This is a genomic window from Mesorhizobium sp. Z1-4, from assembly GCF_004000235.1.
GTDB lineage: Bacteria > Pseudomonadota > Alphaproteobacteria > Rhizobiales > Rhizobiaceae > RCIO01.
In genome coordinates, this window is sequence record NZ_RCIO01000002.1 from 763,125 (window position 1) to 785,240 (window position 22,116).

Consider the following 22,116-nt stretch of genomic DNA (forward strand, 5'->3'; position numbering starts at 1 on the left):
TGTTCCTTGCAATTACCGCCCACATCGAGTCACTAATTGATCGAAACAGCCAAGATTTGAGGAAATGAGGTGGAAAAACCTAACATTGACGCAATAAACCAGAGAATTCTGCGTGAATTGCAGGCGAATGGCAGGATATCGGTGCAGGATCTGAGCCAGCGCGTCGGCCTCAGTCCGTCACCCTGTGCCCGTCGGATAAACATGCTCGAGCAGGCGGGTGTCATCGCCGGCTATCATGCGATGATCGACGAGGCGAGCGCCGGGTTCCCGTTCGCTGTCTTCGTTTCTGTGAAGCTTGATCGCCAGGTGGATGACACGATCAGGGAGTTCGAGGCGGCCATTCGCACCTATCCGGAAGTCGTCGACTGCTGGCTCATGACCGGCAATCGGGACTATCTGCTACGCTTGGCTGTCCGGGACACCGCCGATTACGAGAGCTTTCTGACGGGCAAGTTGACCAGAATTCCAGCGGTTGCGTCTATAGAAAGCTCAATTCCTCTACGCCGAGTCAAATCCGGAATATCGCGATCAAGGTAGCGCGGCGCTAACAGGAAAGATGTGGAACTAGGCGCTTTGGGCTTGTGTGGCAGGCCACTAAAGGCGCCCCGGTACGGGAACGGTGCCACATGCGGCCGGCGATCAAGGAATTGTCGAGCTCAACTCAACCGCATCGCACTGAGAGAATGGTGCCGCGGTGGTGTGAGCATCAGGTCAAAGCCGCAGGGATTGTCGGTAGAGTTTCCTCAGTTGGAAATTTATCAACAAAATCAATGAGATTGCCGCTTATGACCCCATCGCTCTGGTTGGGGGCATGATGGTAGCGGAGGAGGGATTTGAACCCCCGACACAAGGATTATGATTCCTCTGCTCTAACCAACTGAGCTACTCCGCCCCAGGCGGGCGTGCCGACCTTGAAGTCGCGCGGATATAAGGTTGCGGCGGTCTGGCTGTCAAGCATTGCAGTCGCCGTGAATTCGGGCGTTTTCACGCAGCGATTCACCCATTATCAAAGTGTGGGGTTGAGCGGCCACGGGCCCGGGTCTATTGAGGCGCGGCGCATTTAAGGCAAAGAGAAGTATGGCACCGCGCATAGCAGTCCTCGGTTGCGGGTATTGGGGAAGCAATCACGTCCGGACATTGAAGGCGCTTGGCGCACTTCACGCCGTCTCCGACGTGAACGCCGCTCGCGCGGAAGGTTTCGCGATCGAGCATGATTGTCTGGCCGTTGAGCCTGACGATCTGTTTGCGCGCGACGACATCGATGCCATCGTGATGGCTTTGCCGCCACAACATCATGCGGACTTGGCGATCAAGGCCGTTGAAGCCGGAAAGGACGTGCTGGTCGAAAAGCCGATAGCGTTGTCGGTCGCCGATGCCGAACGCGCCGTTGAAGCCGCCCGCGAGCACCAGCGCATCTTCATGGTCGGTCATGTGTTGCGTTTCCACCCTGCGTTCGAACAGCTCAAACAACTGGTCGGCTCAGGCGAGCTGGGCGACGTCAAATATATTCACTCGCACCGGCTGGGGCTCGGAAAGTTCCACACCGAGAACGACGCGCTGTGGGATCTTGCGCCGCACGATCTTTCCATGATCCTGGCGATTACGGGGGCAGCGCCGGAAGAGGTGCGCGGCGAGGGGGCCGCGCTTCTCGATCATCTTTCGGACTTCGCGCATCTGCATATGCGATTTCCGGGCGGCATTCGCGGGCACCTCTTCACGTCGCGCCTGAACCCTTATCGCGAGCGCAGGCTGACCGTAGTCGGCACGCGGGCGATGGCGGTGTTCGATGATGTCGAACCCTGGAGCCGCAAGCTCGCGGTTTACCGCCATGCGGTCTGGCAGGATTCTGGGCAGTGGGCCTTTACCACCAACGAACCGACCTATGTGCCGGTGGCGGAGGGTATGCCTCTGACGCGCGAGCTGCAGCACTTTCTTCATTGCATCGAAACGCGCGAAGCGCCGCGCACGGATGGCGAGGAAGCGATAGGGGTGCTGAAGATATTGACCGCTGGCACGGTCACGCACGACTGAGAATTCGGGTGAGGCCGTCTAGCCGGCACTCACACGCTGTTCGCCGGCCAGCTTCTTCAGCATTGCCTCGGCGTCAGCATGGCGCTCCGAGCGCTCGATGAAGCCACCGCCGAAGACGCGGGCATTGTCGCCGTCGCCATCGTAGAGAACGCATGCCTGACCGGGCGCGACGCCTGCCTCGCCCTCGGCAAGCTCGACAATGAACGAGCCGTTTTCCGCAATCAGCCGGGCGGGCTTGGGCGGGCGGGTCGAACGCACTTTTGCATAGAGCTCGATGCCGGCTTCGGGAAGCGCGGCGGCTTCGCCGTCGCCCAGCCAGTTGAAATCGCGCAAGGCAATGCGGTGCGTGTTGAGCGCTTCGCGCGGGCCGACGATCACACGTGCCGCATCGGGATCGAGGTGAACCACATAAAGCGGTTCACCCGAGGAGACGCCGATGCCGCGGCGCTGCCCGACCGTGAAGCGCAGAATACCTTCGTGGCGGCCGAGCACGCGGCCGTCGATATGAACTATATCGCCAGCCACTGCGGCGTCCGGCTTCAGCTTGGCGATGATGTCGGAATATTTGCCCTGAGGAACGAAGCAGATGTCCTGGCTGTCGGGCTTGGCGGCTATTGCCAGCCCCATGCGCTCGGCTGCCTCGCGCACTTGCGGTTTCGACATTCCGCCAAGCGGAAAGCGCAGGAAATCGAGCTGCTCCTGCGTGGTCGCGAACAGGAAGTAGCTCTGGTCGCGGTCGGAATCGACCGGGCGGTAGAGTGCGCGGTGGTTTCCGTTCAGCCTGCTGCGCACATAATGGCCGGTAGCAAGAGCGTCGGCGCCGAGGTCGCGCGCAGTCTGAAGCAGGTCGGCGAACTTCACGGTCTGGTTGCAGGCGACGCAGGGGATCGGCGTCTCGCCCGCGACATAACTCTCGGCAAAGGGATTGATCACCGCCTCGCGGAAGCGCTGCTCGTAGTTCAGCACGTAATGCGGAATGCCCAGCGTTTCGGCCACACGGCGTGCGTCATCGATGTCCTGGCCCGCGCAGCATGAGCCGGCGCGGTGAACAGCGGCGCCATGGTCGTAAAGCTGCAGCGTTACGCCGACGACTTCATAACCTTCCGCGGCCAGCAGTCCGGCAACAACGGAGGAATCCACGCCGCCCGACATCGCAACCACGATGCGGGTGTCGGCCGGCTTGCCGGGCAGGTCGAGGCTGTTGAGGCGATCGTTCATTTCCGTGGCCGTTTCGAGCGGCGTCTGGCCCGTGCCGCCGGGCTCAATTGCGATGTTATGTCAGCCGGGTCCATTTCGCACGGATCGGGGCCCAATGCCAACGGCCTCGATATAGGACAGCAGAGTCCATTTCGCCACAGTCATGGGCTTCCGGGCCGAATCCATAAAATGTGAACGTGGCCGCTAACCTTTCGTTCACCGAGGTTAGCCGTCGATTACCGTTCGTTTAGGCAAATCTTAAAGCTGTCTGCGTAGTGTTGCTCAGGTTAGGTCTGTGGGTTTGTAGAGAGTACGATGACCGATCTGGTTAGACCGCGTGTCAAATATGTTATCGGGCCGGATGGCAGCCCGCTGACAATAGCCGACTTGCCGCCGCAGAATACACGGCGCTGGGTGATCCGGCGCAAAGCGGAAGTTGTGGCGGCCGTGCGCGGCGGTTTGCTGAGCCTCGACGAGGCCTGCACCCGCTATCGGCTGACGGTCGAGGAATTCCTGTCCTGGCAGGCCTCGATCGACGATCACGGCCTTGCGGGCCTTCGCACCACACGCATCCAGCAGTACCGGCATTAGCGCTCAGGGCGCTCTAGCGCCCGGGCTTGGCCTGCGCCAGCAAAGACGCAATCGCCGTCATCACCACAGAGCCTGCAAAGAACCACAGGCCGGGCAAGGTCAGCGCGGTTGCTAGGCCGCTCGACTTGGCGGCGAAGATCACCAGCGCAACCAGCAGCACATCGAGCATCGACCATTTGGAGAGCGTGCCGATCATCGCCCGCAATCGCGCGGCTTTGCCGGCTGGTGCGCTGATCAGATACTGGATCGATACCAGTTTGATTGCGGGCAGGCCGATGGAAAAAACCGCTATGGCAAGCGCCAGGAGCCAGTCGCCCGTGTCCCACAGGCCGGCGATGATGTGCAGAAGCGATGGCTTTTCGGAGAAAAACACCAGCCGCTTCACTTCAAGAAGCGGCAACGTTATGCCGAGGGCGAAGCAAAATACGGCGGCAGTTATCAGGATGGCGGCAATCAGGCGCATGCGCCCGCTATAGCGGCCCCGATGGCCGGCGCAAAGCCGGGGAATTGACCGGCGGGGCGTATCAGCCGTGCATGACCTGGCGGGGTTCTTCGCTTGTTTCGCGACCGCGGCCATCGCGCGATTCGAGCATTTCCGCCTTCGCGAGCTCCTGTTCGGCTTCATCGAGCGCGAGCTGCGCGGCCTCTTTCTGCTGTGCCAGGTCGACCTGCGAGTTGCGGAGGTTGTCGCGCCTTTGCCTGGCAGCCTTGGCGAAGGTCGGATAGGCAAAGTGGCTCACGTCGGTGATGCCAGCCTTCTTTTCGTCGGCGGCGATCTGGGCGTCCAGTTCCATTGCCATGCGGTCGAATTCGGCGATCATCAGATCCAGCTGCGCCAACTGGCGGCGCTTTTCGCTCACCTGGAACTGCTTGAGCCGTACGAGATTATGGCGCGACTTCATGACTCAATACTCCCTGCACGCGGCAAACCGCGACCAAGCGGTCGGAACACCCTTCAAAAACGGCTCGCATGCAAAACAGCGCATCGAACCCCTCCGCCCGCTTCCCGGCCCGCGATATGGAAAGAAAATCCTAATCTTTCGCGGTGCCGGTAACCATTCGTTTACGGGCATCGTTAATCATAGGTGCGAGGGCTTAAGGCGGGGTAAAGATCGGTACCGGTCGGCGGATTTCCCCAGACGTTGAGTCCGATGAGTCACTTACGAGCCGACTCTGAAGTGCTGCGTTAAGCTTTGTTCTGTGCGATTCATCATTAGATTCAAGGGAATGTACCCGAGAGCTGATCAGGTCTGATATTGCTTCTGTTGGCAGAATCAGATTTTGTTAACCATTAGCTGGCAGCCTCCGATGCAGGCAATCGCTGCCCCGGTCATCACTGTGACTACCGGTCCGGCGGCAGAGAAGGGGAATAAGATGCGCGTTCTGCTCATTGAAGACGACAGTGCCACGGCACAGAGCATCGAGCTGATGCTCAAATCGGAGAGCTTCAACGTTTATGTCACCGACCTCGGCGAGGAAGGTGTCGATCTCGGCAAGCTCTATGACTACGATATTATTCTCCTGGACCTGAACCTCCCCGACATGTCGGGTTACGAGGTGCTTCGCACACTCAGATTGTCCAAGGTCAAGACGCCGATCCTGATCCTCTCCGGCATGGCTGGTATCGAGGACAAGGTACGCGGCCTCGGCTTCGGTGCCGACGACTATATGACCAAGCCGTTCCACAAGGACGAGTTGGTTGCCCGCATTCATGCAATCGTGCGCCGCTCCAAGGGGCATGCGCAGTCGGTCATCACCACCGGCGATCTCATCGTCAATCTGGATGCCAAGACGGTCGAAGTCGGCGGGCAGCGCGTGCACCTGACCGGCAAGGAATATCAGATGCTGGAGCTGCTCTCGCTGCGCAAGGGCACCACGCTGACGAAGGAGATGTTCCTGAACCATCTGTATGGCGGCATGGATGAGCCGGAACTGAAGATCATCGACGTTTTCATCTGCAAGCTGCGCAAGAAACTCGACGCAGCGTCCGGCGGCCAGAACTACATCGAAACCGTCTGGGGACGCGGCTACGTGCTGCGCGAGCCCGAAGAGGTGCGCGAGAGCGCCTGACCTCAAGAGATCCAACGAATTCAAGCTGGCGCGCGGTCCTCACGGGTCGCGCGTTTTGCATTGAGCCGACTGTTCTGATCAGAAATTCCGGAGAGGCTGCCGGTGCTCAGCTCGCTTCGGCCGCTTCCAGCAGATCCATCGAGCGGAAGCGGTCAATCAGCAGCTGGCGGTTGAACGGCTTGAGAATGTAGCCCTTTGCGCCCGCACGTTTGGCGCGCATGATCGTGCCGATGTCGAACTGGGTCAGGCACACAACGATCTGCGGCTTTGCTTTCGCCTCGATCGCCAGCGCTTGGCGAATGAAATCGACCGTGTCCATATCCGGCAACGACGCGTCGAGCACTATCACGTCCGGCATGTCGGCTTCGCACATATAGATTGCTTCAGTCGCGGACGAGGCCTCGCTTACCAGAAGCTGCGGGCTCGACAGTATGCGTTTCGCCACTTTGCGAATAACGCTTGAATCGTCCACGATCATGCACCGTTTCATGATCCGGCCACCTTGTCGGTTAGTCCTCGCGCCCAATGGCGCGCGGCAAGATTAGCGTCAACCTGTAAACAATCATGTAATGCGTTGCCTGCAAAGTCTCCAAAGGCTGACTTCAACTTAACCTTGCATCTGGAAGTAAAGAGCAGTGCGATCAGCTGGCAGTCAGCCTGATTTCATCTGCTCCAGCGTGAATTCCTACGGTCATTCCGGCTTCCTGGGCCAGAAGCAGTGTATAATAGGGCTGAACCGCATGTGCGTCGATCGGCTCTTCGGGCTTTGCGCCTGAATGCAGTTCGAGAAACTTGGGCGGAACGCGCACCATGGGACCGCCGGCAACGAGCGTGAACTTCGGCGCGGTTTCGAGATCCTCGAGCTGAACGGTGATTTTGCCGCCGCGCGGGATCGCGCCATTTGCGATCAGCAGCAGGTTGAGCAGCAACTTGACCTTGTTTTTTGGCAGCAGCGCTCGTGCGCCAATCCACTCCAGCTCCGGCTTTTCGTTGCGAATGTAGGCCGTAGCGACGTTTTGCGCGTCGCCCGTATCGATCTGCATGCCCGCCGAGCCGGCAGCGCCAAAGGCAAGGCGTGCATATTGCAGGCGCGCCGAGGCGTTCACCGCACTGGCGCGGATGAGTTGCATGGCGTCTTCGTCGGCGCCGCCTTCGTCGAGAAGCTCAAGGCCGTTGTTGATCGCACCGACCGGAGAAATGATGTCATGGCATACACGGCTACAAAGCAGCGCCGCCAGTTCCGACGCTGACAGTGAAAATTTGTCGTCCATACCAGATAGGCCCCCGTTCATCTGCATCATGTTGCGCCCCGGTCCGCTCCGAATCGCACGCGGTATCATAGCGCGATATGCGGTCCAGTGTCGGCTTGAACAAAAGCCTATCTGCAACGCGTTGCAACTGCGCGATCGCGCAATAGGGCTGCCGAAGCGCAATTGCCGGAACTTCATCGCGGATTAATGGTTGAAAAAGGATTGAGACCTAAGATCGCATTCGATTCATCCGCACTTCGGACCGGCCGTGATTTGGCCTTCTGCATCCGATAGCGGCTGTTACCGCAATAACGGAGAATGGAAAGATGCTATCCGGTTTCCCCGCCTCTATCCGCACCCGTATCGTCGCGGCGGTACTCGTTTTCCTGACGGCCATGGCCGCCGGCATGGTTTCGGCACGCGCCAACGCGCAGGACTCGTACTCCATGCAGGAGGTTGTCGATGCCGGCCACCGGTTCTTCGGGTCAACGTCCGGCGGGCTCGCGGCGGTTGTCGAAAAGGCGTTCTCGTCGTTCGGCCTGCCAAATGGTTATGTGCTGGGACAGGAGGGCTCCGGCGCGCTTGTCGGCGGGCTCACCTATGGCGAGGGCCAGCTTTACACGAAGAATGCCGGTGATCACGTGGTGTTCTGGCAGGGTCCCTCGCTTGGCTGGGACTTCGGCGGCGAAGGCTCGCGCACGATGATGCTGGTCTACAATCTGAATTCCGTGCCCGCCATCTACCAGCGTTTTCTCGGCGTTGCCGGTTCCGCCTATGCGGTGGCCGGGCTGGGCTTCAATGTCCTCAAGCGCGGCGACGTCCTGCTGGTTCCGATCCGTACCGGCGTCGGCGCACGGCTTGGCGTCAATGTGGGCTACCTGAAGCTGACGCAGTTCCCGACCTGGAACCCATTCTAGATCAGGCTCGCGGCGCCTGCCGCCGCGACACAGACACCGAAGGCGCCTGCCGCAACCCGGCGGGCGCCTTTGTTTTGTCACAGACAGGTGCAGCGATGGGTTTAACCCTAAAGAACAGTAAAGCCGAGAGGCACTGGATTCAGTGAGGCACACCGTGGCACAGTCGACCGATATGTGGCGGTCATGGGGCTTTCGTCCGTGATACAGAGTATCTTGTTCTTTTCCTTGGGTTTCCTGTGCGCGGGGTTTCTTGCGCTTATGGTCGCGCCGGCCATATGGCGGCGCGCCGTTGTATTGACCCGGCGGCGCATCGAAGCCTCCGTCCCGCTTTCCCTTAACGAAATCCAGGCCGACAAGGACCGTATGCGGGCCGAGTTTGCCATGTCGACGCGCCGGCTCGAAATGAGCGTCAAATCGTTCAAGGAGAAGGCCGCCGCCCAGATCATCGAGATCAACAAGAACCGCGATGAGCTGCACCGGCTTGCCGAGGAGCGGACCGAAAAGAACGAGGCCCTTACCTCGCTGGAGGCCAATGCCGGCGAACTCCGCAACGAGTTGCGCCGTCGCGAGGAACAGCTGCAGCAGCTTTCGAACAAGCTGCTCGACGCGGAAGCCAAACTCGAGGAGCGGGCGCTCGAGCTCGACAAGATGGGCCGCATGTACGACGAGGCGACCTTTGCCTCATCGAGCCGCCAGATCGAGCTTGTGGCGCGCGAAACCGAGGTTGAAAAGCTGTCTACCGATGTTTCGGGCTTGCGGGACCAGCGTAAGGAAGCCGATCGCAAAGTGCGCGAGATGGCTGCCGAAACAAAAGCGGCGCAGGACGCCCTCAAGCTGGAAAAACGGCGAGCAGCCGACCTTGAAAGCAGGCTCGAACGTACGATTTCGACGCTGTCCGACCGGGAGGAAAAGCTCGACCGCCGCGAGAAGGAACTCGGGCGGCTTCGCGAGGAAATCAAAACCAACTCCGGATCCGAGAGCGACCTGAGCGCGGAGGTCAGCAAGGTTCAGGAGGAGAAAGTGAAGCTCGAAGGCGAAGTGGCGGAGCTGACCTTGCAGATGTCCAAGCTTCTCGAAGGCGCCAAGGGCGCAGATATCGAGAAGGCGATGGAGAAGCTGAATGCCGACCGCGACCGCATCGAGGGCCGGCTCAAGACCCTGGTCGAGGAAAACAAGAAGCTGCGCAAGCAGGTTGAGGCGTTCGAACGCGACAAGTCGGACGACTGGGATGAAGAGCGGCGCGAGAATGCGCTTCTGCGTGAGCAGATCAACGATCTGGCCGCTGAAGTCGTTAATCTGACCCTGGCACTGGATGGCCCCGATTCGCCCATCCGCAAGGCACTGGACGAAACGCCGTCCATCAATGGCGCGCCCAAGGCGGCCGACACGATCGTCAATCTGGCCGACCGCGTGCGCGCCTTGCAGAAGGCAGCCGCCGCGCAGCGCTGAGCGGGCCTAAAAGGCCGACAGCCTGTGCAGGGCAATCGCCGATGACGCGGCGACGTTGAGGCTGTCGAACTCCGATGAAATCGCGATCCTGACGCCCTCCATGCGGGCCATGAGCTCGGCCGGCAGGCCTTCGCCCTCGGTGCCGAAAAAGAGCGCGGTGCGGCCTGCAGGCGAAATCTCCGCGATGTCCAGCGCGCCGGCAGGGGTGAGTGCGAGTTGTCGAAAGCCCGCCATGTCCAGCGTTTCCTGGAGCGCGCGCCAGTCGGGCGCAATTGTGAACGGTACCTTCAGCACGCCCCCGACGGAAACGCGGATAGCCTTGCGGTAGAGCGGGTCGCAGCATGTCGCGTCAAGCAAGACCGCGTGAGCGCCGAAGGCCGCCGCGTTGCGGAAGATGCCGCCCACATTGTCGTGGTTGGAAATACCGACAAGCACCACCACGAGTGCGTTTTCGGGCAGATCTGCCACCAGTTCGGAGACTGTCGGCGGGGTACGCCTGCGAGCCAATGCCAGTACGCCGCGGTGCATGTGGAAACCGGCAATCGCGTCCATCACCGATGACGGGGCGACATAGACCGGGAGGTCCGCCGGTGCGCCCGCCAGAATCTCGCCAATGCCGTCCAGCCGGTTTTCCAACGCCAGAACCGACACCGGCTCGAACCTGCCGCTTTCGAACAGTACCCGCAGGACGACCTTGCCTTCGGCGATGAAGAGACCGTCTTGGCGTGCCAGGTCGCGGTCGCGAATGTTGCGGTAGCCCGCTATTCGCGGGTCGTCGGCGCTGCCGATTTGGGCGATCGATACCATGAGGTCACGGCTACCTGTCTGAGCCGAGCGTGGCCCGGCCCTCGGCGGTCATGCGCGCAAGAGTGGAACGCAGATCATCGGCGCCGGTCAAAGGTTCCGGAAAGAGGATGCGCAAGCTGGTGTCGTTGCCGATCAGATCGATGCCTTCGACGTCGATGCCGCTCAGCCGCCAATCGCCGCCGCCGGCTTTGCCAAAAGCACGGGCGAGGATATTCACTGCATCCGCGTGGTCGGCGTTCATGTGCTCGATTGCGGATTGTTCGATCGCATCCAGTCCTTCATCGACACCGACGAGCAATTCGCCGGCATCCAGCATGTAAGCCTTGCCGAAACCTCCATTCAGGCTGGCGTTCAGCGGCTCCACAAGGAAATAGCCGAAGTCGGCAAAACCCGCATAGAGCCTGGCTTTCGGGTGACGGTTTAGAAAACGCCGCTCGATACGGGCGTGGCGGCTGTCGTCCGGGCCAATCCGGCGTGCGCTGCAGGAGAGCGAGATGCGCGGATGGGCAAGGGGGTCGCCCTTGCCGGGTTCGCCGAGCAACAGCGAGCAGCGCGGGTCAGCCGCCAGCCCCGCCGTGTGTGCCGACAGAGAGGACACCAGGATGATTGACGTGCCGTCGAAATCGGTCGCGACCGCGACGCGGCTCGCAACCGGTGCTCCGCTTTCCGGGTCGAGCACCGCAATCGCGCCGAAGCGCGCCGTTCGCAACAGGCTGCGGGCGAGGGCGATCGCCTCGGCGTCGGTCGGACGCAGTACGTCCTTCTTGTCCTTGTTCACGCGGAATTCCGATAGCTGCTTCGCGGCGCCGACTATTCTTCGATGATGCCCTGGCTGACAAGGCCGCCGATTTCGCTTTCGTCGAACCCGAAGCCGGCCAGCGCCTCGGCGGCGCTCGTTTGCCTCGGACCCTCGACCGCCGAATGCGTGCGTCCGAAACGGGGTGCCGGACGTGGGCGAAGCATGTCGGCGCCCTTGTCCGTGTGTGTCTCGCGGGCGCGGTTGTGCGGGTGCGCAGCCGCTTCCGAGAAGGTCAGCACCGGAGCAACACACGCGTCCGTCTGTTCGAAAAGCTGCGCCCAATGGTCACGTGGACGGGTCGCGAAGCGCGCCGCGATTTCCGCGCGCATATCGTCCCAGAGCGATTGGTCATATTGTGCTTTTGCAAGCTGCGCGGGGAGCCGCAGGAGCCCGGCAAATTCGGCGAAGAACTGGGGCTCGAGACAGGCAACGGCGACATAACCGCCATCCGCGGTCTCATAGGTATCGTAGAATGGCGCTCCGGAATCGAGCAGGTTCGATCCGCGGGTTTCGTTCCAGAACCCGGTGGCAAGAAAGCTGAAGAACGGGGCGGCCAGCATCGACGCGCCATCGACCATCGCTGCGTCAACCACCTGGCCCTTGCCGCTGCGGCTGCGTTCCAGAAGGGCGGCAAGCACTCCCGCGACAAGGAACATCGTGCCGCCGCCGAAATCGGCGACCAGATTGAGCGGCGGTGTCGGTTTGCCGTCCTTCTGGCCGATGGCATGCAGCACGCCGGTAAGCGCCAGATAGGTGAGATCGTGTCCGGCGCGGTCTGCCAGCGGACCGTCCTGGCCGAAACCGGTCATGCGGCCGTAGACCAGCGCCGGGTTGCGCAAAAGTGCAACGTCAGGCCCCAGTCCCAGCCGCTCCATCACGCCCGGCCGGAAGCCTTCGACAAGAGCGTCGGCCTTTTCGATCATGCGCAGCACAAGCTCGACCGCACGCGGGTCCTTCAGATCGAGCCTGAGGACTGCGCGGCCGTGACGGTCGAGGTCGAACTTCCCGGGTATCGTCAGGAAGGCGCGGGCCGAGGAAAGCCGCTCGATGCGGACAACCTCGGCACCCATCTCGGCGAGCATCAGTCCGGCAAGGGGCACCGGCCCGAGCCCGGCCATTTCAAGAATGCGAAACCCGGCAAGCGGGCCGCTTTTCGCTCCTGCCGCCACCCTTTTGGCCGCTTTTAGCGCGGTGCCATGCGGATGGCGCCGTCCAGCCTGATTGTCTCGCCGTTGAGCATCTGGTTTTCGACAATGTGGCAAGCCAGGGCGCCGTATTCGGCGGGCTCGCCGAGGCGTGGCGGGAAGGGCACCTGCTGACCGAGGGAATCCTGCGCGTCCTGCGGCAGGCCGGCCAGCATCGGGGTGCGGAAAATGCCCGGCGCAATGGTGCAGACGCGAATGCCGGCGCGGGCTAGGTCACGTGCCACGGGCAGCGTCATGCCGACCACGCCGCCCTTGGAGGACGAATATGCCGCCTGGCCGATCTGGCCGTCATAAGCCGCCACGGATGCGGTGTTGACGATCACGCCGCGTTCGCCGCCATCAAGGGGCTCCTGCGTTTCGGCCCGAACGGCAAACAGGCGGATCATATTGAATGTGCCGATCAGATTGACCTCGATGACCTTGCGGTAGAGGTCGAGAGGATGGGCTCCTTCCTTGCCGGTTGTTTTCATGGCGATGCCAATGCCGGCGCAATTGACCAGGATGCGCGGAGCGCCAAGCCTGGCAGCCACCTCTTCGAAAGCCGCTTCGCCGGCCTCGGCGTTCGAAACGTCGCACTTGATGGCGATGCCGCCGATGTCTGCCGCTACCGCTTCCGCGTTCTTTATGCCGACATCGAGCAGGGCGACTTGCGCACCTTTGGCCGCGAGCGCCCGCGCCGTCGCTTCGCCAAGCCCCGAACCGCCGCCGGTGACCACTGCAACCTGACCGGATGGATTCATCCACTCCTCCTGAATGTTATGAAGTAAAACAAATTTCGCACATCGTACCGGCAGCCCGGTGCACGGCGCAAGCCGCGTGGCGCGCCGGGATCGAGAATTCGCACAGCCGGGATGGGGCGGAAGGTTAGGCGCTGGCCTGCCGCTTCTCGCCGGAACTGATCCATTCGATAAGCTTGGATGCCAGCCTGTCTGGCGAAACGGGCTTGGTCAGGTAATCGTCCATGCCTGCTTCGATGCAACGCTCCCGGTCGCCCTTCAACGCGTGCGCGGTGATGCCGATGATCGGCGTACGCGACAGGCCCTGTTCGGCTTCCGTGGCGCGGATGGCCTGTGTTGCCTCCAGGCCGTTCATACCGGGCATGGAAACATCCATGAGGACAAGGCGCGGGCGACGGCGTTTCCAGGTTTCTACGGCGCGGTTGCCGTCATCCACGATACGGAACTGATAGTCGAGCGGGCGCAGGATCTGGTCGAAAACAAGCTGATTTACCTCATTGTCCTCGGCAACCAGAATATCCAGCGAGTTGGAGTCTGACGCAGCCGTAACGGTAGCGGCCGGCATTGCTTCCGATGCCACGGGCCTGACCTGCGGTGCGGCTTCAGCGGCTTTGCCGGCGGCCGGTTCGATCTCGGGTGCGCTGCCATGTCCGGACCGGGCCGCAGACAAACGGTCCTTGATCGCGGCATGCAGAGCGGACGAACGCGCGGGCTTGGTCAGGATTGCCGATGCGCCGGCGGCCTTCAGCTCACGAAAAGCGAGACCGTGGTCGACCGAGGTCAACAGGATGACGGGAAGATCGCGGGTCGCGGTGCGGCCGCGCAATGCGGTCAGCACCTCGGCTCCGTTCATGTCCGGCATCTGATAATCCAGGACCATCAGGTCCACGCCTGCGCCCATCTCGGCGGCATGATCGAGGAAGTCGAGGGCAAGCCTGCCTCTCTCGACGGCGCAACAGTCGTAGCCCCAGTTGCGCAGCGTTTCCATGAAGATCTCGCAGTTGATAGGGCTGTCGTCGACGATGAGGATACGTGCTCCGGTATGGTCGCTCTCGGCCGCCGGCACATCCTGCTGCGCTTCGTGTTCCATGAGAGGTACCTCGAACCAGAAGGTGGACCCGACACCGACTTCGCTGGCGGCGCCGAATTTTCCGTCCATGAGGGTGACGAGCCGTGAAGCGATCGCGAGCCCCAGGCCGGTTCCCTCGTGGCGTCGGGTCGACGACGAGTCGACCTGGCTGAACTTGTCAAAGACACCGCTGAGTTTGTCTTCCGGGATGCCGATGCCGGTGTCGGTGACGGCAAAACGGATGCCGGATGGCGATTGTGACAACTCGATCAGTACATGACCTTGCTCGGTGAACTTGACCGCGTTGCCGACGAGATTGGTGAGGATCTGGCGCAGCCTGCCGACATCGCCCATCACCCAATGGGGCAATTCTGGGTCGACGCGGACAATAAGCTCCAGGTCCTTTTCCGATGCGCGTGAAGAAACTAGCGTCGCAACGTCTTCGACGGCTTCGCGCAGATCGAAGGGGGCAGGATCGAACTCGATGTGGCCCGCGTCGATCTTGGAGAAGTCCAGGATATCGTTGATGATGGTCAGCAACGCCGCGCCGGACTTGACGATGACATCGGTGAAGGTGCGCTGGCGCTGGTCGAGGTCGGTTTGGGCCAGCAGCTCAGCCATCCCCATGACGCCGTTCATGGGCGTTCTGATTTCATGGCTCATATTGGCCAGGAACTCCGATTTGGCCTTTTCGGACGATTTGGCGTCATCGAGGGCAGCCCGCAGCTTGTCGAGCGCTTTGCCGACCGAGCGTTCCATGGGGATGAAAAAGACAAAGAGTATCAAGGCGGCAAAGAGCAGGAAGAACGCGCCGGCTGCGTTGATCGCTATCTTGGTCCGGTCTGCGAGAACGCTGTTCAGGTCGCGTAGAATGTCTGCTTGCTGCCTGAGCGACAGCTTGACGGCGAGGCTGATATAGCCTTCCAGATACTTGCCCGCCGCGACTGGATTTATGGCCGCGTCAAGTGCCGCCTCGTCGACCTGTTTTCGCCAGTGATCGATGAGTTCGGGCGGCGTCATGCGGCCATAGGGCGTAAAGATGAGCAGCTGCGCTTTCAATCCGTCCTCGGCCCGCAGCCATACGCGGGCCATCCTGGTGTGGAGGTCGCTCAGCCGCTCCGACTGAACTTTGAGCGCCCTTGTCGCGGTTTCCGAAACACGCCTGTCGAAATCCGCGAGCTGGATGGAGCTCTGCGTGAGGTAGTCGCTGAGATCGTCCGCTTCGGCGATCAGCACTGCCATGGATGTGGCGTTGGAAAAGTATGAGTTGCCCTTGTGTCCGCCGGTCACGGCGACGCCGCAGACAGCGACAAAGGTCAACGTGACAAAAACGTTGCGCGTGCGGAGCCCGCCAACCGCATTCGCAATGGTCTCAGCGGTGTCGGTATCGTCCGGCGCAGCGGTCTGGGCCTTCTTGCGCTTCATGAATCCCAGAAAAGCGCGCAACGCACCGGAAGCATCCCGCTCGTCTTTACGTTCCTGTCCGCGCCGTATGCTGCGGAAAAATCGTGCCATAAGACGGCCCCCGGCCAATCGAGGCGTCAATATCGCGGTACAGGGTGAACTTTGAGTAAAAGTTGTACTTCAATTGGCCGGCAAAGTCGCAAATACGCGAAAGTCGGGATTTCTTGTGCCGGTCGACGCAAAAATGCCTAGATGAATGCGTCATCGGCAATATTAATAACTGCCGGGGGAGGCCGGCGGACAGATTATCTGCGCAGGATTGCCTTGAGAATGTCTCGTATTCCGATGGCGCCGATGAAACGGGACTGTTCATCGAACAGAGCAACGGGAGCCGTGTGGGACTGATGCATCGCCTGCATCACGAGGCGCAGCGGCGTGCCGGGCTTGGCCCAGTACACCGGTTGGACATCCGGTCGAATTTCTTCCAGCGGATCGCAGGAAGTCCACATTGCCGGTTTACCGTTGTGTTCGGCGGCGATGACCAACCCATTTCCATCAAGCTGGAAGCGAGTCGTTTGCCGGCGGTCAAGCCAGAGCCAGTTGTCGCCGGCGACTTCAAGGTCGCGCTTGTCGCGCATTACGTTCCAGGCGGTCAGCACCGACATGGGATTTACGTTGGAGATGAAGTCCCGCACGTAGTCGTTTGCCGGCGAAAGAACGATTTCCTCAGGGGTCCCCGTCTGTACGATCCGCCCGCCCTCCATGATCGTGATGCGGTTTCCGATCTTGAGTGCTTCTTCGAGGTCGTGGCTGACGAAGAGGATCGTCTTGTGCAGCTTTTCCTGAAGGTCGAGCAGCTCGTCCTGGAGTTTGGTGCGGATCAGCGGATCGAGCGCTGAAAAGGGCTCGTCCATCAAGAGGATCGGCGCTTCGGTCACAAAGGCACGTGCAAGTCCGACGCGCTGCTGCATGCCGCCCGAAAGCTCATGCGCGTATTTTGAAGCCCACTCGGACAGACCCACCAGTTCGAGCTGACGCGCCACGCGCTCCTTGCGTTCATTTGCGGCCACACCCGACAGTTCGAGGCCGAAGCCGACATTTTCCTCCACGGTGCGCCACGGCAGGAGGGCAAACTGCTGAAACACCATGGCGACGCATTCGCGCCTGATCTTGCGCAGATCGGCAGGACCGCAGCTCACGACATCGGCCGACCAGTCGCCGTCGTGGACCTCTACTTTGCCGCGGGTCACCTTGTTGAGGCCGTTTACGGCACGAAGCAGCGTTGACTTGCCGGAGCCCGACAGCCCCATCAGGACGGAAATCTCGCCCTGTTCGACGGTCAGGCTGCAGCCTGCACAGCCCAGCACCGCGCCGGTCTTTTCCAAAATCTCGGCGCGGCTCGAGCCGGCTTCGAGCATGGGCAGTGCTTCAGCCTGGTGTCTTTCGGCGCCGAACAGAATGTCGACATCGCGGAACTCGACGGCTCTGGTCATGGCGCTGTCCCCACACGAACGCGCGACATGCGGTCAAGCGAAATGGCGAGGATCACGATCGCGAGGCCCGCCTCGATGCCAAGCGGAATGCCGCGCGGACCGGAATTCAGGGCGCGCACGACTTCAGTGCCGAGGCCGCCTGCGCCAATCAGCCCGGCAATCACGACCATGGAAAGCGACAACATGATACATTGGGTCAGGCCGGCCATGATCGTCGGAAGCGCAGCCGGCAGTTCGACCTTCCAGAGCAGCTGCCGTTTGGTTGCACCAAACGATTCACCTGCTTCCAGCAGCGGCTTGGGTACGGCGGTGATGCCCAGGTATGTCAGCCGGATGGGTGCAGGCGACGCGAAAATGACGGTAACGATCAGCCCTGGCGCTACGCCCAGACCGAACAGGATCAGAACCGGTATCAGGTAAACGAAGGTCGGCAGGGTCTGCATCAGGTCGAGCAGCGGGTTGAGCCAGTTCCAGACCGTTTTCTTGTGAGCCGCCCAGATGCCGATAGGCACGCCGATCGCCATCGAGGCCGATGCCGCGGCGACAACGAGGACCAGCGTGTCGACCGTCTGTTCCCAGAGGTCCTGATTGATGATGAAAAGAAACCCGAGCACCATCGCGGCCGATAGTTTCCAGGATCTTTGGAGCCAATATGCAAGTGCCGCAAGAACGAGCACGACAACAACTGGCGGGGCCATCAGGATCAGTTCGGCCATTCCATCGAGCAGAGATGTAAGGCCGTTCGAGATGGAGCGAAAGAACCAGGCGAAATTGGTCGTGAGGAAATCAAAGAAATCCTTGCCCCAGCGACCGATGGGTATCTTCCAGCCGGCGACCCACTCCGAAATCGGATCCATGTTTCCCCCTAAATCGCTGGAGGCGGCCGGCATCCCCTCCGGCCGCCCCGCGCGGTTGGCACCTACATGCCGAGTTTGGCTTTCACCGCAGCAGCAGCGTCGCCGCCATCGAAGGTTGTGACGCCTTCAAGCCACGGGCCGGCGGCGTCCGGGTTTGCCTTCAGCCATGCGGTCGCTGCGTCGTTCGGCTCAGCGCCGTCGTTCAGGATCGCGCCCATGATCTCATTCTCCATCTTCAGAGAAAAGACCATGTTTGTGAACAGCTTGCCAAGGTTCGGGCACTCGGCAGCGTAGCCGGCACGCACATTGGTGTGCACGGTCGCACCGCCATAGTTGGGCCCGAAAATATCATCGCCGCCTTCCAGGTACGCCATTTCGACATTGGCGTTCATCGGGTGCGGTTCCCAGCCAAGGAATACGACATCCTCCTTCGAACCGGCCGCACGGCTGACCTGTGAAAGCATGCCGGCCTCGGAGCTTTCGACGAGCTCGAAATCCTTGAGCCCGAAAGTGTCGGCCTCGATCATGTCGAGGATCAGCCGGTTGCCGTCATTGCCGGGTTCGATGCCGTAGATCTTGCCGTCCAGCTTGTCGGCGAACGAGGCGATGTCCTGAAAGCTCTTCAGGCCCGCATCATAAGTGTATTTGGGCACCGCCAGTGTGTATTTCGCGCCTTCCAGATTGGTCACCAGCGTCTCCACCGAGCCGTCCTCGCGGTATGGCGCGATGTCGGCTTCCATCGTGGGCATCCAGTTGCCGAGGAAAACGTCGATGTCGTTGTTCTTGAGCGATGCGTAGGTGACCGGGACGGAAAGAACCTGGACCTCCGGTTCGTAGCCCAGCGCTTCGAGCACGACCGATGCTGTGGCGGTGGTTGCGGTAATGTCTGTCCAGCCCACATCTGAGAAGCGCACCGTCTTGCAGGATTCGGGATCGGCCGCAAACGCCGATCCGGCCGACAGCGCGGTCGCCAGTCCCAGTGCAAGAGTAAAGGATTTAAAACGCGTCATCTGAGTTCTCCCGTTATTTCTTGGTCATTATCCGTGGCCGGCCCTAAGGCGTGCAGCCGGGGCATTTCTTGGTTTGGAACCAAACACCATTTTCCAATGGTTTCAAGGTGCTCGCCTGTGTTCGGTGCGGCGCGCAGTGGTTCGTAAGCGACCCCGGTGTGTCGTTTTCCGTGGAGTATCGGGACTTGCGACTCCCGTCGGCAACCGGGTTGCGATTAATAGGCTGATGGCCAAGCTCTACTTCCACTACTCGACCATGAACGCCGGCAAGTCGACTGCGCTGCTGCAGGCCTCGTACAATTATCGCGAGCGCGGCATGACCACGATGCTGTTCATTGCGGCGCTCGACGACAGGGCAGGTCGCGGGCGCATCGGTTCCAGAATTGGGCTCAGTGCCGAGGCCAATATGTTCGGCCCCGACGATGATCTCTATACGCAGGTTGCCGAGCGGCACGAGGTTTCGCCCGTGCACTGCGTTTTTGTCGATGAGGCGCAGTTTCTCACCGACGAGCAGGTCTGGCAGCTCGCGCGCCTTGCCGACCGGGCCGGCGTGCCGGTGATGTGTTATGGCCTGCGCGTCGATTTCCAGGGGCAGCTGTTTCCGGGTTCCCAGGCGCTGTTGGCGCTTGCCGACGATCTGAGGGAAATCCGCACCATCTGCCGCTGCGGTCGCAAGGCGACCATGGTCGTTCGGCTCGGTGCCGACGGCAAGGTGCTGCATCAGGGTGCACAGGTGGAGATCGGTGGCGAAGACAAATATGTCTCCCTTTGCCGCCGTCACTGGGAAGAGGAAATGGGCCGCTGGCCTGCCGAAGACATGATCGGCTATTCGCGGAACTGATCATGCCGCTTCAGGGCCGCTGCAACCGGGCATCTGTCGCGCACCCAGTCTTTCAATCGTATTGGTGGCCACATATATTGCCTTCGAAACCAGTTCGGGGTGCGAGGTAGGAACGTCCATGGCCACATTGCAGAATTTCGATTCGGAGATCGCCAAAACCAAGCAAGTGGTCGAGGAGATGCGCTCCAAGATCGAACAGTCGGGCGTGGTGCTCGACCAGATCGCCAAAGCCGACACCACGATAGGCGCAGCCGACTTCGACATCGAAAACGCCCGCATCGATGACGTTCTGAAGCAGCAGAAGGTGATGGAAGGCAATATTGCCGATCTCATCATCGGGCTCGAAGACGCCACCAACGTATTCGGCGCCGAGTTCGAGAGCATGAAGAGCTACACTGGCTGGGAAAACTTCATCGGCATCTTCTCCGCCCAGCGCAAGCAGCGCATGCGCACCGAGCGCGTGCGCAACATGTCGCTTGCCGGCAATCTGCAGGAGCTCCTGGCGAAGTCCGACACTATCGTGGGTATCCTCAAAGATCAGAAGAACATCCTCGACCAGCGCTACAAGACCTCCGAAACGAGCCTTGCCCAGGTGATTGACCGCCGCAAGCAGGCAATGGCCAATCTGGAGGCGACACAGAAACGGATCGAGGAACTCAATCCGATGCTGCTCGATCTCGAAAACAAGATCGCGGCTTCGACCAGCCAGAAAGAGCGTACCGAACTCGAGGGTGAACGCTCCAAGCTGGCAACGGAATATAACGAGCAGCAGGCGAAAGAGCAGGAGCTGTTGGCCGAGAGCCAGACCCTGGAACGCTACACGTCCATGTTCCAGACTTTCGTGGACTCGCTCAACAACCAGATCGCTGCGCAGAACACGCTGATCAACAAGCTGACCATCGACACCGAACAGCGCATCGTTCTCTACAAGGCGCTGGAAGACAGCTTGAAGACCGCCGCCCAGCAGGATGTGGCGCACAAGATCAACACGCTTGGCAGTCAGGTCGACACAACCGCGGAGCAGACCATGGCGGGCATCGGTGCGGCCGCGCAGAAGCACATCGGCGATCTTCTGGAAATGCACGAAAAGAACATGGTTGCCACGGCCGACATCCAGCGCCGCAAGAAGCTTGCCGACGATGCCTTCGCGCGCCGCTTCGAAGAGGTCATGCGTAAGCACAACGCAGCCGATTATGTGAGGCCCTAGCCGGCTGCCGGAGACCGCGACATGAATGCCGCGAGCGACGCAGCGCGACGCTATTTCGATGCGATCTCGGCCGCGATTTCGGGGCTGGACATTTTTCTGCGTGACGACAGCTCGCCGCTTTACCGGCACGAGACGGTCGCCACCATCGTGACTGAATATCTGGAACGGCTCGAGCGCTCGTTCTCCTGTTGGGAAAACCGGCTCGCTTTCGCTGATGCTTTCCGCATTTCACGAGCTGAAAGCGGATATCCCGTGTTCCAGAATGTCCTGGAACTCGAGAACGACCGCAAGACAGCGGAGGGGCGGCTCTCGGCGATACCGCAGCCCGACCAGATCCGCGCTGAGATGGCCGATTTCATTCTCCGCCACAAGGCGTTTCCTCAGGCGCTGCAACGCTCGATGGCGGAGCGTCTCTATCTGGAAAATGTGCGCAACGGGCAGGTCTTTTCGCCCTTTATTCTGCCGCGCACGGTCAAGGTGTCGGTCAATCCGGCAACCAAACGCCCCTATTATCTTGTCCATTGGGCCACGTTCGATGGAGCCGCCAATCTGCCGCTGATCTATATGGCGACGGTGGAGGATTCCTCTGCCGGGCTCGTCCGGTCGCTGGTCACGAAAGACGGCAAGCTCAACGAAGACGTCGAGGTGCCGCTGCCGGTCGAAGGGCTGCTAAATCCGGAGCTCGCGCATCGCTTCGACGACTTCGCCGAAAAGAACTCGGCCTATTCGCTGTCGCCTGCAACGATCGCCGGCAATCTAGACAAGGATTTCGACGATCTGCACCCGAAGCAGCTTCGGCGTGTCGTGCTCGGGCCGTTTTATTCGGCCGGTATCACCGAGCACAATTCGACCGTGACCGACATCCTCGCCAAGGTGCGGCGCAAGGAAAACGCCTGGCTGCTCACATGGACGGTGCAGGAGGTTTTTTCGAAGAGCGAGAAGCCGGCGCGCAAGGGACTTTGGTCGAGCCAGCCGGCGCGCGAGGAATTCTACATCAACACCGACGATCTCGACGCCGCGCGCCAGGGCGTCAGCTCATATGAGAAACATGCGCTCATTCCGCACGAGGCCTACCAGCTTCTCTATGCGGCGCATGAGGCGCGCAAGATTTTCGACGGGTATCAGGTCCACGTCGTTTCGAACGGCAAGGTGATCAGCGATGTGTAACGCGGAAGCGAGGGC

The 22,116-nt window shown here is 60.9% G+C and carries 22 protein-coding genes and 1 tRNA gene; 9 read left to right on the forward strand and 14 right to left on the reverse strand.

Features of this window, described 5'->3' with window-relative positions; all coding sequences use genetic code 11:
* Nucleotides 1-69: 69 nt before the first annotated feature.
* Nucleotides 70-537, forward strand: a complete 468-nt coding sequence (locus EP165_RS10725) for an Lrp/AsnC family transcriptional regulator (protein WP_127522248.1) — start codon at nucleotides 70-72, stop codon at nucleotides 535-537.
* 278 nt (nucleotides 538-815) lie between these two features.
* Here the strand turns inward: EP165_RS10725 and EP165_RS10730 are convergent.
* Nucleotides 816-892, reverse strand: a tRNA-Met gene (locus tag EP165_RS10730).
* A gap of 185 nt (nucleotides 893-1,077) precedes the next feature.
* On the opposite strand from EP165_RS10730, the gene EP165_RS10735 reads away from it, so the two are divergent.
* Nucleotides 1,078-2,031: a Gfo/Idh/MocA family protein gene (locus tag EP165_RS10735; protein ID WP_127522250.1), complete on the forward strand. Its 954-nt coding sequence runs from the start codon at nucleotides 1,078-1,080 to the stop codon at nucleotides 2,029-2,031.
* 18 nt (nucleotides 2,032-2,049) lie between these two features.
* Here EP165_RS10735 and mnmA read toward each other — a convergent pair whose 3' ends face one another.
* On the reverse strand, nucleotides 2,050-3,249 hold the full coding sequence (gene mnmA / locus EP165_RS10740; RefSeq protein WP_127522252.1) for a tRNA 2-thiouridine(34) synthase MnmA: 1,200 nt from the start codon (nucleotides 3,247-3,249) through the stop codon (nucleotides 2,050-2,052).
* Between the two features lie 294 nt (nucleotides 3,250-3,543).
* Here mnmA and sciP point away from each other — a divergent pair, with 294 nt between their 5' ends.
* A complete protein-coding gene (gene sciP, locus EP165_RS10745; RefSeq protein WP_127522254.1) occupies nucleotides 3,544-3,819 on the forward strand; it encodes a CtrA inhibitor SciP in 276 nt (91 codons plus the stop codon).
* Nucleotides 3,820-3,832: 13 nt separating this feature from the next.
* Here the strand turns inward: sciP and EP165_RS10750 are convergent, their stop codons facing one another.
* Together EP165_RS10750 and EP165_RS10755 are read right to left on the reverse strand one after the other, a co-directional pair.
* Entirely contained in the window at nucleotides 3,833-4,282 is a 450-nt protein-coding gene (locus tag EP165_RS10750; protein WP_127522256.1) for a paraquat-inducible protein A, read from the reverse strand.
* A 61-nt stretch (nucleotides 4,283-4,343) separates the two neighbouring features.
* Nucleotides 4,344-4,721: a flagellar export protein FliJ gene (locus EP165_RS10755; RefSeq protein ID WP_127522258.1), complete on the reverse strand. Its 378-nt coding sequence runs from the start codon at nucleotides 4,719-4,721 to the stop codon at nucleotides 4,344-4,346.
* Between the two features lie 472 nt (nucleotides 4,722-5,193).
* On the opposite strand from EP165_RS10755, the gene ctrA reads away from it, so the two are divergent.
* Nucleotides 5,194-5,889: a response regulator transcription factor CtrA gene (gene ctrA, locus EP165_RS10760; RefSeq protein ID WP_127522260.1), complete on the forward strand. Its 696-nt coding sequence runs from the start codon at nucleotides 5,194-5,196 to the stop codon at nucleotides 5,887-5,889.
* 106 nt (nucleotides 5,890-5,995) lie between these two features.
* Here ctrA and EP165_RS10765 read toward each other — a convergent pair whose 3' ends face one another.
* On the reverse strand, nucleotides 5,996-6,379 hold the full coding sequence (locus tag EP165_RS10765) for a response regulator (RefSeq protein ID WP_127522262.1): 384 nt from the start codon (nucleotides 6,377-6,379) through the stop codon (nucleotides 5,996-5,998).
* A 151-nt stretch (nucleotides 6,380-6,530) separates the two neighbouring features.
* A complete protein-coding gene (gene chpT, locus EP165_RS10770) occupies nucleotides 6,531-7,160 on the reverse strand; it encodes a histidine phosphotransferase ChpT (protein ID WP_127522264.1) in 630 nt (209 codons plus the stop codon).
* Nucleotides 7,161-7,465: 305 nt separating this feature from the next.
* Between chpT and EP165_RS10775 the strand changes: the two genes are divergently transcribed.
* The gene (locus tag EP165_RS10775; RefSeq protein ID WP_127522266.1) at nucleotides 7,466-8,056 is read left to right on the forward strand and encodes an EipA family protein; all 591 of its coding nucleotides are present in this window, start codon (nucleotides 7,466-7,468) and stop codon (nucleotides 8,054-8,056) included.
* Nucleotides 8,057-8,269: 213 nt separating this feature from the next.
* The gene (locus EP165_RS10780; protein ID WP_348629557.1) at nucleotides 8,270-9,505 is read left to right on the forward strand and encodes a coiled-coil domain-containing protein; all 1,236 of its coding nucleotides are present in this window, start codon (nucleotides 8,270-8,272) and stop codon (nucleotides 9,503-9,505) included.
* Between the two features lie 6 nt (nucleotides 9,506-9,511).
* Here the strand turns inward: EP165_RS10780 and EP165_RS10785 are convergent, their stop codons facing one another.
* The 8 genes from EP165_RS10785 to EP165_RS10820 form a co-directional block, all read right to left on the reverse strand.
* The gene (locus tag EP165_RS10785) at nucleotides 9,512-10,312 is read right to left on the reverse strand and encodes a TrmH family RNA methyltransferase (protein WP_127522270.1); all 801 of its coding nucleotides are present in this window, start codon (nucleotides 10,310-10,312) and stop codon (nucleotides 9,512-9,514) included.
* A 10-nt stretch (nucleotides 10,313-10,322) separates the two neighbouring features.
* Nucleotides 10,323-11,090, reverse strand: a complete 768-nt coding sequence (locus EP165_RS10790; RefSeq protein WP_127522272.1) for a HugZ family pyridoxamine 5'-phosphate oxidase — start codon at nucleotides 11,088-11,090, stop codon at nucleotides 10,323-10,325.
* Nucleotides 11,091-11,122: 32 nt separating this feature from the next.
* Nucleotides 11,123-12,229, reverse strand: coding sequence for a CaiB/BaiF CoA transferase family protein (locus EP165_RS10795; RefSeq protein WP_164743005.1), 1,107 nt, complete (start codon nucleotides 12,227-12,229; stop codon nucleotides 11,123-11,125).
* A 65-nt stretch (nucleotides 12,230-12,294) separates the two neighbouring features.
* The gene (locus EP165_RS10800; protein WP_127522276.1) at nucleotides 12,295-13,056 is read right to left on the reverse strand and encodes a 3-hydroxyacyl-CoA dehydrogenase; all 762 of its coding nucleotides are present in this window, start codon (nucleotides 13,054-13,056) and stop codon (nucleotides 12,295-12,297) included.
* A 124-nt stretch (nucleotides 13,057-13,180) separates the two neighbouring features.
* The gene (locus EP165_RS10805; protein WP_127522278.1) at nucleotides 13,181-15,637 is read right to left on the reverse strand and encodes a response regulator; all 2,457 of its coding nucleotides are present in this window, start codon (nucleotides 15,635-15,637) and stop codon (nucleotides 13,181-13,183) included.
* Nucleotides 15,638-15,831: 194 nt separating this feature from the next.
* Entirely contained in the window at nucleotides 15,832-17,019 is a 1,188-nt protein-coding gene (gene choV, locus EP165_RS10810; protein WP_127522280.1) for a choline ABC transporter ATP-binding protein, read from the reverse strand.
* Nucleotides 17,016-17,876, reverse strand: a complete 861-nt coding sequence (gene choW, locus EP165_RS10815; RefSeq protein WP_127522282.1) for a choline ABC transporter permease subunit — start codon at nucleotides 17,874-17,876, stop codon at nucleotides 17,016-17,018. The genes choV and choW overlap by 4 nt, the downstream gene beginning before the upstream one ends.
* Before the next feature lie 62 nt (nucleotides 17,877-17,938).
* The gene (locus EP165_RS10820) at nucleotides 17,939-18,886 is read right to left on the reverse strand and encodes a choline ABC transporter substrate-binding protein (RefSeq protein ID WP_127522284.1); all 948 of its coding nucleotides are present in this window, start codon (nucleotides 18,884-18,886) and stop codon (nucleotides 17,939-17,941) included.
* 226 nt (nucleotides 18,887-19,112) lie between these two features.
* Between EP165_RS10820 and EP165_RS10825 the strand changes: the two genes are divergently transcribed.
* The 3 genes from EP165_RS10825 to EP165_RS10835 all read left to right on the forward strand — a co-directional run bounded on the left by EP165_RS10825 (nucleotide 19,113) and on the right by EP165_RS10835 (nucleotide 22,101).
* Nucleotides 19,113-19,727 carry a thymidine kinase gene (locus EP165_RS10825; RefSeq protein ID WP_127522286.1) on the forward strand — a complete coding sequence of 205 codons (615 nt, stop codon included), beginning with the start codon at nucleotides 19,113-19,115 and terminating at the stop codon, nucleotides 19,725-19,727.
* A 118-nt stretch (nucleotides 19,728-19,845) separates the two neighbouring features.
* Nucleotides 19,846-20,934 carry a coiled-coil domain-containing protein gene (locus EP165_RS10830; protein ID WP_127522288.1) on the forward strand — a complete coding sequence of 363 codons (1,089 nt, stop codon included), beginning with the start codon at nucleotides 19,846-19,848 and terminating at the stop codon, nucleotides 20,932-20,934.
* Between the two features lie 21 nt (nucleotides 20,935-20,955).
* Complete coding sequence (locus EP165_RS10835) at nucleotides 20,956-22,101, forward strand: hypothetical protein (protein ID WP_127522290.1); 1,146 nt, start codon at nucleotides 20,956-20,958, stop codon at nucleotides 22,099-22,101.
* Nucleotides 22,102-22,116 lie beyond the last annotated feature (15 nt).